The organism is Trinickia fusca (assembly GCF_003628145.1).
Taxonomy (GTDB): domain Bacteria; phylum Pseudomonadota; class Gammaproteobacteria; order Burkholderiales; family Burkholderiaceae; genus Trinickia; species Trinickia fusca.
Map to the genome: position 1 here is coordinate 48,370 of NZ_RBZV01000013.1, position 13,389 is coordinate 61,758.

Here is a 13,389-nt window from a genome sequence, read left to right on the forward strand (position 1 = left end):
GCGGCGCACGTCGCCGGACCGGGCGCAGACAGGGAAAGATAGGACGAGCGCTGTCGCAGACGCTCATCCCGCCCGACGGAGCGGCAGACTGTTATTCGAGCGCGCGCCCGGCGCGGCGCCCCGTCAGCCATGGCAAACGGCGCAGAACGTTGAAGGCGACCAGATTGCCGGCCACGACGAGCAGCAGTCCGACGACGGCAGGCGTCGACCACTGATACCCCTCAAACACCGTCGACGCGGCCAGCGCCACGAACGGGAACAGCACCGTGCAGTAAGCCGCGCGCTCCGGCCCCATCCGGCCGACCAGCATCAGGTAGGTCGTAAAGCCGATCACCGAGCCCGGTACCGCCAGATAGGCGAGCGCCCCGAGGTAGCGCACGGTCAGCTCGGGCTTGAACGAGAGCCCCGCGGCGAGACTTCCGACCGTCAGCACGCTCGCGCCGATCGCCATCGCCCAGAAGTTGGTGACCATCGGATGCAGGCCCATCGCTTGCATACGGCTCGAGAGCAGGTTGCCGGCCGAAAAGCACATCGTGCCGACCAGCGCGACCGCCAGGCCCAGCCACATGGTGCGGTCCGCCGAGTGTCGGAGCATCTCCGGCGCAAACAAGAACAGGATGCCGGCGAGACCCAGCACCGCCCCCGCGATCGCACTCGGCTGCAGCGTACGGCCTAGAAACAGGCGCCCGTTCACGGCATTGAACAGCGGCGCCGTCGAGAATACGACCGCGACGAGCCCGCTCGGCACGATGCTCTCCGCATAGTAGAAGCACAGGAAGTTGCAGCAAAAGAGCGCCAGACCTTGTGCGACAAGCAGCGGCCAGGCCGCGCGCGGCGGACGCATCGGGCGCCGCGCGATGCGCAGCACGACGAGCAGCGCGAGCGCGGCAAAGATGAAGCGCAGCGCAATCGAGACGGGCAGCGCCACCACGCCGACCTGCCACTTGATGGCGAGCCACGTCGTGCCCCAGATCAGCACGGTCGTGAAATAAAGCAAGAGGTTCATGGCAAATATCCGGTCAATCGGTCAACGAACAATCACGGCTCCGACTTTGCCGCACACGGAGTGGCTGCACTTGTCTACGTTTGCGGTTTTGTTGGGGCGCACCAAACGCAAAACGCATATCGCCCCTATACTCGAAGCTCCTCAACGATCGCCATTGCTTGCCTGTCCCGTGACCGCCAGCCCGTTCGCCCCCGAGAGCCTTGCCGAAGCCGCAGCTGCCGACGACGACACGCCGTTCGGCCTGCATTCGGTCGGCCGTACGCTGGCGCAAGCCAATGCGACGCTCGAGCGCTTCGCGTGGCTCGGCGACCATCTGGCTGCGGCCGTGTGGCGGCGCGACATCATCGAGGAAGAAACGGCCTACGATCAGCCGGGTCATCACACGTTCTCGTGCTATCTGGACGGCGGCCATCGGACCGAGCGGCAAAAGCTGCCGGGCCAATATGGCGCACCGCAGCGGCTGTGCACGCTGCCGGGCGACCACGAATCGCGCTGGTGGGTGCGCGGGCACATGCACTTTCTGCATCTGTACTTCCTGCCCGAGCATTTCACGCGTCGCGCCGTCTATGAACTCGATCGCGAGCCGCGCGAACTCACGCTCGCCGATCGCACCTATTTCGAAGATGCGCAGCTGGCCGAGCTTTGCGGCAAGCTGGCCGCGCAACAATGGGATGCCCCCGACGACAAGCTGCGCGCGAACGAGACGGCCCACGAGATGCTGAGCCTGCTGTTGCGCAGCCAGGGCGTGCGCCGCGGCGACGTCCTCGTCAAAGGAGGCCTGGCCCCCGCGACGCGACGGCGCCTGCGCGACTATGTCGATGCGCATCTGGACAGCTCGCTGACGCTGGGCGATCTGGCCGACGTCGCGTGCCTGTCGGAATTCCATCTCTCGCGCATGTTCCGCACCTCGTTCGGCCTGCCGCCGCACGCCTGGATCGCCGCACAGCGTGCCGAGCGCGCACGGGCGCTGCTGCGGACGACCGCGCTGTCGGTCGAGGACATTGCCGCGCGCTGCGGCTATGCGAACGCGAGTCACTTCGGCCATCGCTTTCGCGCCGCCGTCGGCGCGTCGCCGCTCGCGTACCGGCGCGCCATGCAAGCGGCCTGAGCCGCTGCGCCACGCAGGCTACTGATATCCCTGCTCACGACGCCGCTATTCGGCCCGTAATAAACTGCAATTAATGTCGGGTTGAAGCGGCACACACGGCTTTCTAGAATCAAAAACCCGTGGCCGGCGATTTTCCGCATTTTCATTTCAGCGTATTCGCCGATACTGCTTCCCCGTCTTACCGAAGTTCGCGGCATTTGGCATTCGACTTTTGCCGCTCACGTCGCTCGCAGCGTCGAATTCGCATTCCGCATTCATCTTCGAAAAAAAGGGAAGTCATGAATTCTCGTCTCGTCGGTATGATCGGTGCCCTCGCGCTCACCGCTTCGGTGTGGGCATCGCCGGCTCCTCCCGCACCCGCCCATGCGCTGCCGCCGGGCATCGCATGGCAGCAGGGCGATGTCGATGCCGCATTCGCGTTGGCCAAGACGCAGCACAAACCGCTGTTTCTATACTGGGGCGCAGTGTGGTGCCCCCCTTGCAACCAGGTGAAGGCGACGATCTTCAATCAGCAGGCGTTCAAGGAGCGAGCGTCGTTTTTCATCCCCGTTTATTTGGATGGCGATAGCGAAAGCGCGCAGAAGCTCAGCGAGAGGTTCAAGGTGCGCGGCTATCCGACCATGATTCTATTTAGCCCCGACGGCACCGAAATCACCCGGCTGCCCGGCGAAGTCGATGCCGCGCGCTATTTGCAGGCGCTTTCACTGGGCATGAATGCCGCGCATCCGGTCAAGCAGACGCTTGCCGCAGCCTTGAAGGATGGCGCGCATCTGGGACACGACGAATGGCGCATGCTGGCCGATTACGCGTGGGACCCAGCCGAGCCGCAGCCCGTCGCCAACGAGAAAGTCGCACGCACACTGCAAACGCTGGCTCGCCATGCGCGCGCCGACCATGCCGACGACGAGGCGCTGCGCTTCGAACTCAAGGCCGTCGCGGCCGCGGCAACCGAACCGCGCAGCGAGCCGATCGACAAGGCCGCCGCGACCCAGGCTGTCGAAGCCGTACTCGCCGATCGTGGCCGCGCCCGGGCGAACTTCGACGTGCTGGTCGCCTATGCGAACGACATCGTCCGCTACCTGAGCGCGGCGGATACCCCGGAGCGCCGCCGTCTCGTCGATGCCAGCGATAGCGCGCTGACCGCCCTCGCCGCCGACGCGACGCTGTCGACGACCGATCGCCTGAGCGCGCTGCACGGCCGCGTGACGCTGGCGCGTCTCGATGCGCCGAAAGGCGCGCCGCTGCCGCCCGCGCTGCTCAATGCCGTGCGCGAGCAGGCCACGGTCGCGAACACGGTCACGACGAACGGCTACGAGCGCTTGGCAGTCGTCGACGCAGCGGCCGATGCGCTGACCGCCGCGGGTCTCATCAACGACTCCGACCGTATGCTGCACGCGGAGCTCACACGCTCGGTCACGCCCTACTACGTGATGTCGGAACTCGGAGCCAACGCCAAGGCGCGCGGCGACTCGGACTCGGCGCTCGACTGGTACAAGCGTGCCTATGACGCATCGGTCGGGCCGGCCACACGGCTGCGCTGGAGCGTCAGCTACTTCAGCAACGTCGTCGAGCTCGCGCCACAGGACGAGGCACGCGTGCAGCAGGCGGCCAGCGCGGTGCTGACCGAGGTCAGCGCCACGCACGATGCGTTCTATGGCCGCAATCGCGCCAACATCGAGCGGCTCGTGACGCGCCTGAGCGACTGGAACCGTGGCAAGCAGCATGACGCGGCCGTCAAGCATGTGCTCGCGCAACTCGACGGTGTCTGCGCGAAGCTGCCCGCCGACGATCCGCAGCGCGCAACCTGCCACACGCTGGCCAAGCCTACCAGCGCCTAGTCGGTGCGGGCCGGCACGGGCCGGCACGGCTCGGTTCGATTCGACGTAACCAAACCGCGGCGCGGCCCGTACCCCGCGCCGCGCCCCTTTGGCAGACGGATAGTTATCGACACGATCAGAACGTTCAATTGTTCTTTTTTCGCGCAGCCCGTCACCATGCTTGCCATAGGGACAAAGCAGCAAGGGGGACGCGATGACGACCGCGCAAATGCAGTTAGGGATGAGCGAGCGCACGACACGGGCGATCGGCGATGCGCTCGCGGGAAACGGTAGCGGTAGCAGTGCGTTCGCGGGTCGCGGTGCCAGCCTGCGCTCGGCGTTGCTGTTCGCGGGCCCTGCGGTCGTCGCATCGATCGCGTACATGGACCCCGGCAATTTCGCCACCAATCTGCAAGCGGGATCGAAGTACGGCTATGCGTTGCTCTGGGTCGTCGTCGCAGCCAATGCGATCGCGATGCTGTTTCAGGCGCTGTCGGCCAAGCTCGGTATCGTCACGCGGCGCAATCTCGCCGAATTGAGCCGCGAGCAGTTTCCGGCGCCGGTCGTCTACGCCATGTGGGCCGTCAGCGAAGTGGCTGCGATGGCGACCGATCTCGCCGAATTCCTCGGCGGCGCGCTCGCCCTGGCGCTGCTGTTCCACTTGCCGCTGCTCGCAGGCATGGTGATCACCGGCCTCGTCACCTATGCGATTCTGATCGCCGAAAGGCGCGGCTTTCGGCCACTCGAGCTCATCATCGGCGGGCTCATCGCAGTCATTGCGCTCGCGTATGTCGCCGAGCTTGCGATCGTCGACGTCTCGTGGAGCGACGTCACTTACGGCAGCCTCGTGCCGACGCTGCCCGATTCGGGCGCGCTGACCGTGGCCGTCGGCATACTCGGCGCAACGGTCATGCCGCATGCGATCTATCTGCACTCGGGGCTCACGCAACATCGCTCGCCGGCGCGCAACGACGAGGGCCGCCGCAAGCTGCTGCGCTTCTCGAACATCGAGGTCGTGGTCGCGCTCTCACTCGCCGGTCTCGTGAACATGGCGATGATCGTGATGGCCAGCGGCGCGTTTCACCCTGCACATGCCGACATCGCCACGATCGACACTGCCTATCGCAGCTTGACGCCGTTGCTCGGCGCGGGGGCGGCCGGCATCTTCCTGATCTCGCTGTTGGCGTCGGGCATCTCGAGCTCCGTCGTCGGCACGATGGCCGGGCAGATGGTGATGCAAGGGTTCGTCGGTTTCCGAATCCCGGTCGGCGTGCGGCGCCTCGCGACGATGGTGCCGGCGTTCATCGTCGTCGCGCTCGGCGTCAATGCCAACGATGCGCTCGTCTACAGCCAGATCGTGCTGAGCTTCGCGCTGCCCGTGCCGATGATCGCGCTCGTCATATTCACATGCCGACGCGACATCATGGGACCGTTCGTCAACGGCCCCCTCATGAGCGTCGCGGCAATCGGCGGCACGGTAGCCGTCGTCGTGCTCAACACGGTATTGCTGCTGCAAAGCTTCGGCGTCAATGTGCCAGGCTTTGGAGCCTGATACCCGCGCCGCCGCTCAAGTGGCTCAGCGGCTCAGAACCGAATAGACGAGCAAGCCCGAGAAGGCTACGAGCACGAGCGACGCCAGGCGCAGCAACGTGCGCGTGCGCGCGGTGGACGCCGTACGGCCGCCGCTCATCAGCTTGCCGAGGCTGGCCCAGACGATGCCGATCGGTACCAGCACAGCGAGAAAAACGGCAGCGGTACGCGCGTACTGCGCAGCCGAGGTGAAGGCTTCGAGCGGAAACAGCGTGCTCGCGAACAGTAGCGCCTTCGGGTTCGTCAGCGTCGCCACGAACAAATCGCGAAAGCCGACGGGCCCCGCGGCAAGCTGTTGCGGTGAGCGGCTCGTGGCCCACATCTTGATCGCGAGCCACAGAATGTAGGCCGAGCTCAGCAGCTTGATCGCCGCGTACAGCCAGGGCCGGCCCGCTGCCAGCGCGCACAGGAAGAAGCCCCAGACCGCGATCGAGACGAGATAACCGAGCGCTTCAGCGACGAGTAGCGGCAGCGTGCGGCGCACGCCGACCTTGAGCCCCGACGACAACAGCAACGTATTGGTCGGTCCCGGCATGAGCAGCACGAGCGACACGTACAACGACATCTTCAACAAAGCGGCCTGCATGGGCACGGTTTCTCCCGGGGGTCAGCGCCCTCGTCACCGGCGGCGCGCATGGGCGGCCGGGCAATTCAGAGCGAGCGGCAACGGTCAATCGCGTTGCGTTGCGGTGTGGTCCGCGCACGATCGATCGGCGCCGCATGAAGCGGCGCGCGCGACTTTACCTCAAGTCGGAAGATGGCGGGAAGGGTGTGTGGTACGTCGGCTGACGAACGCGCACTCAGACGCCGACTTTGTTCGCCGCGAAGATGAGCCGCAGCCCGAGCGCAGCGATGGCGGTAGCGGCCACGCGGTCGACCCATTTTTTGGCGCGCAGGTACAGCTCGCGCGGGCGCCGGCTCGAAAAGCACAGCGCGACGACCGTGTACCACCCGGCTTCGACGGCGAACACGAGCGGCGGCAGCACGAAGTAGCACCACAGCGGAGGGTGTTGAGGCAGCAGCGCGGCGAAGATGCTGCCGTACCAGATCGCCGTCTTCGGATTGCTGAGCTGGGTGCTGAGCCCGATCCAGAACGACTTGCGCGCATTGAACGAACGCGCTTGCATGTCGACGTCGGCCGTCATTGGTTGAGCCGCGCCGCGCCAGATTTTCGAGGCCATGTAGACGAGATACGCACCACCTGCGAGCTTCAACGCGATATAGAGCCATTCGACCGCTTGCAGCAGCGTATAAAGGCCGGCCAGCGCGAGGCTGCCGAAGAGGATGCCGCCTGCGCCCATCCCAAGCGCGGTGGCGAGCCCAGCGGTACGCGAAAGGCTGATGGAATTGCGCGCGACGAGCACGAAGCTGGGCCCCGGAATCATCGCGCCGAGCAGCAAAGCAACGAGGATGGCCATCACGGCGGCGGAAGCGGTCATCGGTTTTTCCTCTCTCTGGCGGGAAAACGGGGGCGATGCGGCGACGTTGCTATCTGATCGACGCATGATGCTGCCGATGCCGCAAAACATAGCACGAATGCATACAAGCGGGATTTGGGGTGCGCATTTGGCGTCGTCGCGGTGGCGCATGCGCTCTTTGCTGGAAAGCAAAACGCCGCACCGACGCCTGATCGCGTCGCCAGTGCGGCGTTCGGTGGCGGTGAGCAGCACTGCCGGCAAAGATGCCCGGAGCCCGACCACCGTTCACGTGCTATCTATGCGCCGTCAAACGAGCGTGAGCTTCACGTCGATGTTGTTGCGCGTGGCGTTCGAGTACGGGCACACGATGTGCGCCTTCTCGACTAGCGACTCCGCGGCGGCGCGATCCATGCCCGGCAGCGAGATCTTCAACTCGACTTCGATGCCGAAGCCGTTCGGGATCGGACCGATGCCCACGGTGCCGTCAATCGACGCGTCAGCCGGCATGGCGATCTTGTCGCGGGCCGCGACGAACTTCATCGCGCCGATGAAGCACGCGCTGTAACCCGCGGCGAACAACTGCTCGGGGTTCGTACCGTCACCACCAGCGCCGCCGAGGTCGCGCGGCGTGGTCAGCTTCAGATCAAGCTTGCTCTCGGGTACAACGGCGCGTCCATCGCGGCCACCCGTGACGTGGGCGTTAGCACGGTAGAGAACTTTTTCGATCGACATGACAAGGCTCCTGTTAGTAGAACGGCCAACCAACATCTACCTACTTGTAGCTAAACCACTGTACGAGACGAATAAGACAAGCTGCGTTCAATCGGTGGCGGAATTGACCTGGATCTCGGCGTCGCCGCCCGCGTCGCCCCGTGTGGGTCGACGGACCGCTCTTACCTTCCCGCTGTTCCCGCCACCGCAGAAGAATTGATCGGCACCATTGGACTCAAGCCCCGAGACGCCAACACCAGACGGCATCGCAAGGCTCTCCAGCACCTCTCCCGTGCGGGGATCGATGTGCCTGAGCTCGCTTTCCTCACCTTCCCACGTGCCGTGCCAGAGCTCTCCGTCGACCCAGGTCACGCCGGTGACGAAGCGATTGGACTCGATCGTGCGAAGAATCGCGCCGCTCTGCGGGTCGATTTGATGGATCTTCCGGTCCTGATATTGGCCCACCCAGAGCGCTCCTTCCGCCCATGCGAGCCCCGAGCTACCGCTTGCAGGCGTCGGAATCGTCGCGAGCACGCGGCCGGTCTGCGGATCGATCTTCTGGATGCGATCTCCGGCGATCTGGAATAGATGTTGGCCGTCGAAGGCTGTTCCCGCTTGCGCGGCAACGTCGAGCGAGCGCTGTGTCTTGCCGGTCGTCGGATCGAAGGCGGTCAGTTTGTCGCCGGCGGCGAACCATACTTGCTGACCGTCGTAGGTGACCCCATGCACCTGGTCGGCACCGGCAAAAGGTCCGTACTCGCGAACGATTTCGGCAGGTGAGCGATTCATCTTTCCTCTTAGCTCGGTAGTGGCATGGGGAGTAATAACGTTGTCGTGAATCCGGGCACTCGCTGGGTCACCCAACGACGCGCGCGTCCGCGACCGAATGACTGTACCTTGCCCGCTGCGGCGAGCGAGTCGAGTGCCCTCTGCACCGTACGCTGACTGGCACCCAGTGCAAGCGCCAGGGCCGAGCTCGACCAGGACTCGCCGTCGGAAAGGAAGGCCAGCATATCAGCATGTCGTTCTTCGACGGGGCGTGTCAGCACGGCGATCTCGCGTGTGCCGCGCGGTGCCAGCGCGAACCCCTGCTTCGTCGCGCTTACGTCGGCCAGCGTGCCAAGCATCGTGCGAAGGCGCCCGACTTCGACTCGCAATCTCGCGCGATGCGACTCATCGGCGTGCTTGGTGCGGAAGGCCTGCTCAATGAGTGTGCTCCTGGGCACGTCTTCGGGCCACGCTTGCGCCAGCAAGCGTGCGAGCTCGAATAGCACCGGACGTCTGGCAAGCGAGACCACCGTGCTAGCGGCACACACGGCATAACGACGCGCGTCGATCACGAGCACCTCAGACGCCAATAATGCCTCGACGTCGTCGAGCAGCAGGAGTCGCTGCTCGCCACGAGCAATCAGGCGAGCCGCTGGCGTGTTCAAGACAAGTGAGGCGTTTTCGACTTCCGCCATTAATGCTGGGATACCAGCGTGGCGCGCGGCCTGCTCGGCCCGGGCGAGCGCCGCGCGCGCCACGTTCGTTCGCAGACGACGTATCGCTATTCCCGCTACGAGTAGTTCACGGGCGGCACGGATCGCAGGTGGGAGGGGAACGGGATGGGGTTCTGCGAGCGTGCACTCGGCTTCGTCGAGGCGACCGATCAGTAGCAAACGCCGGGCCTCCAGATACTGCGCATAGGCGGCGTTCACCCGGTCGCCATGCGCGTCGAGCGTGGCGCGCGCGGTATCGAGCGACTTTGCCGGCCAGCCCAAGTCGCGCGATGCGAGCGCAATCTCCGCTTCAGCGACGACACATCTTGCACGGGCTAAGGGCTCTTTCGGACCGAACGCGCGGGCGGCCCTTCGCACGAGTGCCTTTGCTCTCAGGAAGTCGCCCAGCTGAGCCATCGCGATGCCTCGAAGCGCGAGCGCAGGCGCGTCGTCGCGCAAGGCGACCCGGTTCAGCGCGCCGAGGGGATCACCAGCCGCGAGTGCACGCGCCGCGGCCGTGATCATCGAGTCCATCGGAATCCCGCCAAACTTGTCACTCCCACCGTTCGATGCCCCGGACCTAATCTAGCACACGGCTGCCTACCAAGACGTCGTATCGGGGACCGAACGACGACGGACATCTGAACATCTGACGGAGGGAACGATGAGCACCAAACACATCACCGGGACACGCGAAGATTGGCTTTCGGCCCGGCTCGAACTACTCAAAGCGGAAAAGGAGCTCACGCGGCGCAGCGACGAGCTGGCGCGGCAGCGTCAAGCATTGCCGTGGGTTCGGGTCGACAAGGCGTATCGATTCGAGACCGACGAAGGGGACGCCACGCTGGTGGATCTCTTCAGAGGGCGCTCGCAACTGCTCGTCTATCACTTCATGTTCGGGCCCGAGTACGCCGCAGGGTGCCCGGCGTGTTCGGCGATCGCGGATGGGTTCGACGGCTTTGCCATCCATTTAGCGCATCACGACGTCACGCTTTCGGCCGTGTCGCTAGCGCCGTTCGCGAAGCTGCAAGCGTACAAGCGACGGATGGGATGGACGTTTCCGTGGGCCTCGTCGCTCGGCAGCGACTTCAACTTCGACTTCAACATCTCGTTCACTACGGAGCAGCAACGCGCGGGGGAAGTTGAGTACAACTACGAACGTCAAGGGCACGCGATGGACATGACGTCGCCGCCCCAACCCGTCGCGCAGTTCGCTGCGGCATGCGGGACCGATGCGCCTACGTATGTGCGGGAAAGGCCGGGTATGAGTGCGTTTGTGCTCGAGGACGGCGTCGTCTATCACACCTACTCCACCTACGCGCGGGGGCTCGATGGTCTCTGGGGCATGTATCAATGGCTCGACCGGGCGCCGCGGGGCCGCAACGAGACAGGCCCTTGGTGGCTTCGCCACGATGAATACGACAAGCGCTGAGCTTAGCTGCGTTGTGTGCACTGGTATGTGCAACTTTCGATGGGGGTTTCTATGCTGACTTCGCAGCGAGCCTTCCTCGGTGTCTCGGTGCTGCTTTTTGCCGCGAGTGCGGCGGGCACGATTGTGTGGTGCGCGTCCATGTCAGCGATGGGCGCGATGCCAATGCCCGGCGGCTGGACGATGTCGATGGCATGGATGCGGATGCCCGGACAGACATGGCCCGATGCTGCAGGGGTGTTCCTTGGCATGTGGGTCGTAATGATGGTCGCGATGATGTTGCCATCGTTAGTGCCTATGCTGTGGCGTTACCGGCTTGCCGTTGGTCGGGTGGGTGAGCCTCGTCTGAGTCAGCTAACGGCGCTCGTGGGCGCGGGGTACTTCTTCGTGTGGGCCGTGTTCGGCCTCGCGGTCTTTGCGCTGGGTGTCGCGCTCGCAGCCGTCGAGATGCAGGTAGAGGCGTTCGCGCGTGCCGTTCCTGTTGTGACGGGCGTGGTCGTGCTGATCAGCGGCGCACTGCAGTTCACGTCGTGGAAGGCTCGTCACCTTGCGTGTTGCAGGGAAGCGCTAGGTTGCGGCCGTATGTTGTCAGCCTCGTCAGCTGATGCGGGCGCGGCGTGGCGATATGGCCTGCGACTCGGCCTACACTGCGTCCATTGCTGTGCCGGGTTGACAACGATCCTGCTCGCCATCGGAGTCATGGACTTACGTGCGATGGCGGTCGTGACAACGGCCATTACCGTAGAACGTCTCGCGCCGCACGGTGAGCGTGTTGCGCGAGTGATTGGCGCTGTTGTTGTTACGGCCGGTGTGTTTTTGATTGGGCGGGCTGTTGGACTCTAGCTCGGGGGATCGACGTCGCTTCGGCATGTCGATTCCGCCGAGCCTCGTTCGTCGTGTGGGATCGGGGGGCTTTTCCTCCGCTTTCGGAGTTGATCATGTCTACAAACACCGTCCGGCTTCATCGCGTCATTCGTTCCACGCCTGAGCGGATTTATCGTGCGTTCCTTGATGCCGATGCCTTGACTAAGTGGCTTCCACCCAATGGTTTTATCGGCAAGGTTTATGAGCTGGACGCAAAGGTGGGCGGTGCCTATCGGATGTCGTTCACGAACTTCACCACCGGGGACAGTCACGCGTTCGGTGGGGAGTATCTCGAGTTGGTGCCCAATGAGCGTATTCGGTACACGGGGAGGTTCGAGGATCCGAACTTGCCCGGTGTCATGCGGACGACGGCGTCTCTGCGGGCTGTGTTTTGCGGGACTGAGCTGAATGTCGTGCAGGAAGGGATTCCTGAAGCGATTCCTGTCGAAGGATGCTATCTCGGGTGGCAGGAGTCGCTTCGGTTGCTGGTCTCGCTTGTGGAGGCAGAGATTCGGTAGGGGGACAGGAGCGCGTGCCTCCTCCAAGGTTGGTACCTCGGGAGAAAATGCGAGATGGCTCGGAGAGGGCAATCTGCGGCCCAGGCCCGCAGAAACGCAAAAAGGTTACAGGCAAATCACCTGTAACCCTTTGAATTCATTGGTGGAGCGGAGGAGGATCGAACTCCCGACCTTCGCATTGCGAACGCGACGCTCTCCCAGCTGAGCTACCGCCCCAACCGAAGTTTTGATTCTAGCACAGCGTTTCTTCCCTCTGACAAGGCCCCTCGCCGACGGTTATTTCGACGGAGCCCTTGCCAGCACCCACTGCACGACGTCCTTGATATCGGCGTTGCTCATACGCGGGTGAGCCGGCATAGGAATCACACCCCAAACGCCGGAACCACCATCACGCACCTTCTTCTCAAGCTTCCCTTGGGCCAGGCCATCACCCTTGTACTTAGCAGCGATCTGCTGAAACGAAGGCCCCACGAGCTTACGATCGACGGCATGACACCCAAGACAAGCATTAGCCTGAGCAACCGAAAGCCCCTTAGGCTGCTCAGCCGCAAACGCCTGCCCACCAGCCAACGCCCAAACCAGCACCACGCCCCCAACCGCCAGCGGGCCCCTCATCAAACGACGACCCACCATCACTGCCCCGTCTTCGAATTAGGATTCCCGGGCCGCACCTGCGTCGCATTCGACACCGGCGCCGGCGCTTGCTGCTCCAACGGCTGCGCATTAATCGACGAAGAAGGCACCGCCCCCACAGTCGGCTCAACCTGCTCACCCTGCACCGCTGGCGCACCAGCCGCCGCCGTAGCCGAAGCCTGCAACGCCTGCGCAGCTTCCGGCTGAATATATTCAAACACCTTCACAACCTGCACAACACCCGGCACGCGGCTAGCCACATCCGTCCCACGACCACCCTCATCAACCGTCACGAGCCCCATCAAATAGATATTCCCGCGCTCGGCAACAACCTTGAAGTCGTTCGCCGAAATCCCCTTCTCCGCGATCAGCGCGGTCTTCACACGACCAAGAAGATAAGAGTCATTCGCGCGCGAAGAGAAATCCGACTGCGACTGCACGGCGATCTCATTGACGATCACGTTGACGTTATTGATACCGCGCGTGATGTCTTCCGCACGCTGCCGCTTCGCCGCATCAGCCACCTCACCCGTCAGCAGAACGCGCCGGTTGAACACCGTCACGTTAACGTGGGAGTCGGGAATCTCATTGGCGATCTGCGAAAACGCCTTGACCTGAATCTCGCGATCTTCCGTTTGCGTGCCGATCGTGCGTCGATCGGTCGCGATCAGCGCGCCGCCACCGGCCGCCCCGGCCAACGCCAACACACAGCCTTGCAGCGATACGACCAAGGTCGCCGCCGATGCGGTCAAGAACGTTGCCCGCACAAACGTCTTCATGACGCGATTTGCCCTCATCAACGAACTCCCTTTTG

14 protein-coding genes and 1 tRNA gene are annotated in these 13,389 nt (G+C 64.0%); 6 read left to right on the plus strand and 9 right to left on the minus strand.

The window, feature by feature from the left end:
* Positions 1-91: 91 nt before the first annotated feature.
* Positions 92-1,006 (minus strand): DMT family transporter, encoded by a 915-nt coding sequence (locus D7S89_RS22640; RefSeq protein ID WP_121281119.1) that lies wholly within the window; start codon positions 1,004-1,006, stop codon positions 92-94.
* A 169-nt stretch (positions 1,007-1,175) separates the two neighbouring features.
* Between D7S89_RS22640 and D7S89_RS22645 the strand changes: the two genes are divergently transcribed.
* The 3 genes from D7S89_RS22645 to D7S89_RS22655 all read left to right on the plus strand — a co-directional run bounded on the left by D7S89_RS22645 (position 1,176) and on the right by D7S89_RS22655 (position 5,483).
* Entirely contained in the window at positions 1,176-2,114 is a 939-nt protein-coding gene (locus tag D7S89_RS22645) for a helix-turn-helix domain-containing protein (RefSeq protein ID WP_484419721.1), read from the plus strand.
* A 278-nt stretch (positions 2,115-2,392) separates the two neighbouring features.
* Positions 2,393-3,952 carry a thioredoxin family protein gene (locus D7S89_RS22650; RefSeq protein WP_121281121.1) on the plus strand — a complete coding sequence of 520 codons (1,560 nt, stop codon included), beginning with the start codon at positions 2,393-2,395 and terminating at the stop codon, positions 3,950-3,952.
* A 193-nt stretch (positions 3,953-4,145) separates the two neighbouring features.
* On the plus strand, positions 4,146-5,483 hold the full coding sequence (locus tag D7S89_RS22655; protein ID WP_121281122.1) for an Nramp family divalent metal transporter: 1,338 nt from the start codon (positions 4,146-4,148) through the stop codon (positions 5,481-5,483).
* Positions 5,484-5,507: 24 nt separating this feature from the next.
* On the opposite strand, the gene D7S89_RS22660 is transcribed toward D7S89_RS22655, so the two are convergent.
* The 5 genes from D7S89_RS22660 to D7S89_RS22680 all read right to left on the minus strand — a co-directional run bounded on the left by D7S89_RS22660 (position 5,508) and on the right by D7S89_RS22680 (position 9,665).
* Positions 5,508-6,113, minus strand: coding sequence for a LysE family translocator (locus D7S89_RS22660; RefSeq protein WP_183085314.1), 606 nt, complete (start codon positions 6,111-6,113; stop codon positions 5,508-5,510).
* A gap of 208 nt (positions 6,114-6,321) precedes the next feature.
* Positions 6,322-6,960: a LysE family translocator gene (locus D7S89_RS22665; RefSeq protein ID WP_121281124.1), complete on the minus strand. Its 639-nt coding sequence runs from the start codon at positions 6,958-6,960 to the stop codon at positions 6,322-6,324.
* 285 nt (positions 6,961-7,245) lie between these two features.
* Positions 7,246-7,671, minus strand: coding sequence for an organic hydroperoxide resistance protein (locus tag D7S89_RS22670; protein ID WP_121281125.1), 426 nt, complete (start codon positions 7,669-7,671; stop codon positions 7,246-7,248).
* 87 nt (positions 7,672-7,758) lie between these two features.
* Positions 7,759-8,439 (minus strand): Vgb family protein, encoded by a 681-nt coding sequence (locus D7S89_RS22675; RefSeq protein WP_121281126.1) that lies wholly within the window; start codon positions 8,437-8,439, stop codon positions 7,759-7,761.
* A gap of 8 nt (positions 8,440-8,447) precedes the next feature.
* The gene (locus D7S89_RS22680) at positions 8,448-9,665 is read right to left on the minus strand and encodes a helix-turn-helix domain-containing protein (protein WP_121281127.1); all 1,218 of its coding nucleotides are present in this window, start codon (positions 9,663-9,665) and stop codon (positions 8,448-8,450) included.
* Between the two features lie 130 nt (positions 9,666-9,795).
* On the opposite strand from D7S89_RS22680, the gene D7S89_RS22685 reads away from it, so the two are divergent.
* The 3 genes from D7S89_RS22685 to D7S89_RS22695 all read left to right on the plus strand — a co-directional run bounded on the left by D7S89_RS22685 (position 9,796) and on the right by D7S89_RS22695 (position 11,942).
* On the plus strand, positions 9,796-10,563 hold the full coding sequence (locus tag D7S89_RS22685) for a DUF899 domain-containing protein (protein ID WP_121281128.1): 768 nt from the start codon (positions 9,796-9,798) through the stop codon (positions 10,561-10,563).
* Between the two features lie 51 nt (positions 10,564-10,614).
* Positions 10,615-11,403: a DUF2182 domain-containing protein gene (locus D7S89_RS22690; protein ID WP_245983153.1), complete on the plus strand. Its 789-nt coding sequence runs from the start codon at positions 10,615-10,617 to the stop codon at positions 11,401-11,403.
* A gap of 95 nt (positions 11,404-11,498) precedes the next feature.
* Positions 11,499-11,942, plus strand: a complete 444-nt coding sequence (locus D7S89_RS22695; protein ID WP_121281192.1) for an SRPBCC family protein — start codon at positions 11,499-11,501, stop codon at positions 11,940-11,942.
* Between the two features lie 140 nt (positions 11,943-12,082).
* On the opposite strand, the gene D7S89_RS22700 is transcribed toward D7S89_RS22695, so the two are convergent.
* The 3 genes from D7S89_RS22700 to D7S89_RS22710 form a co-directional block, all read right to left on the minus strand.
* A tRNA-Ala gene (locus D7S89_RS22700) sits at positions 12,083-12,158 on the minus strand.
* 60 nt (positions 12,159-12,218) lie between these two features.
* The gene (locus D7S89_RS22705) at positions 12,219-12,575 is read right to left on the minus strand and encodes a c-type cytochrome (protein WP_183085315.1); all 357 of its coding nucleotides are present in this window, start codon (positions 12,573-12,575) and stop codon (positions 12,219-12,221) included.
* Positions 12,575-13,372 carry a BON domain-containing protein gene (locus tag D7S89_RS22710; RefSeq protein ID WP_121281129.1) on the minus strand — a complete coding sequence of 266 codons (798 nt, stop codon included), beginning with the start codon at positions 13,370-13,372 and terminating at the stop codon, positions 12,575-12,577. The genes D7S89_RS22705 and D7S89_RS22710 overlap by 1 nt, the downstream gene beginning before the upstream one ends.
* Between the last annotated feature and the right edge of the window lie 17 nt (positions 13,373-13,389).

Bases quoted from the DNA above. Each gene is read 5' to 3' on its own strand.
- D7S89_RS22680 (WP_121281127.1), bottom strand. From the start codon at position 9,665: ATGGACTCGATGATCACGGCCGCGGCGCGTGCACTCGCGGCTGGTGAT.
- D7S89_RS22705 (WP_183085315.1), bottom strand. From the start codon at position 12,575: ATGGTGGGTCGTCGTTTGATGAGGGGCCCGCTGGCGGTTGGGGGCGTG.
- D7S89_RS22655 (WP_121281122.1), top strand. From the start codon at position 4,146: ATGACGACCGCGCAAATGCAGTTAGGGATGAGCGAGCGCACGACACGG.
- D7S89_RS22685 (WP_121281128.1), top strand. From the start codon at position 9,796: ATGAGCACCAAACACATCACCGGGACACGCGAAGATTGGCTTTCGGCC.
- D7S89_RS22690 (WP_245983153.1), top strand. From the start codon at position 10,615: ATGCTGACTTCGCAGCGAGCCTTCCTCGGTGTCTCGGTGCTGCTTTTT.
- D7S89_RS22670 (WP_121281125.1), bottom strand. From the start codon at position 7,671: ATGTCGATCGAAAAAGTTCTCTACCGTGCTAACGCCCACGTCACGGGT.
- D7S89_RS22695 (WP_121281192.1), top strand. From the start codon at position 11,499: ATGTCTACAAACACCGTCCGGCTTCATCGCGTCATTCGTTCCACGCCT.
- D7S89_RS22710 (WP_121281129.1), bottom strand. From the start codon at position 13,372: ATGAGGGCAAATCGCGTCATGAAGACGTTTGTGCGGGCAACGTTCTTG.
- D7S89_RS22665 (WP_121281124.1), bottom strand. From the start codon at position 6,960: ATGACCGCTTCCGCCGCCGTGATGGCCATCCTCGTTGCTTTGCTGCTC.
- D7S89_RS22650 (WP_121281121.1), top strand. From the start codon at position 2,393: ATGAATTCTCGTCTCGTCGGTATGATCGGTGCCCTCGCGCTCACCGCT.
- D7S89_RS22675 (WP_121281126.1), bottom strand. From the start codon at position 8,439: ATGAATCGCTCACCTGCCGAAATCGTTCGCGAGTACGGACCTTTTGCC.
- D7S89_RS22640 (WP_121281119.1), bottom strand. From the start codon at position 1,006: ATGAACCTCTTGCTTTATTTCACGACCGTGCTGATCTGGGGCACGACG.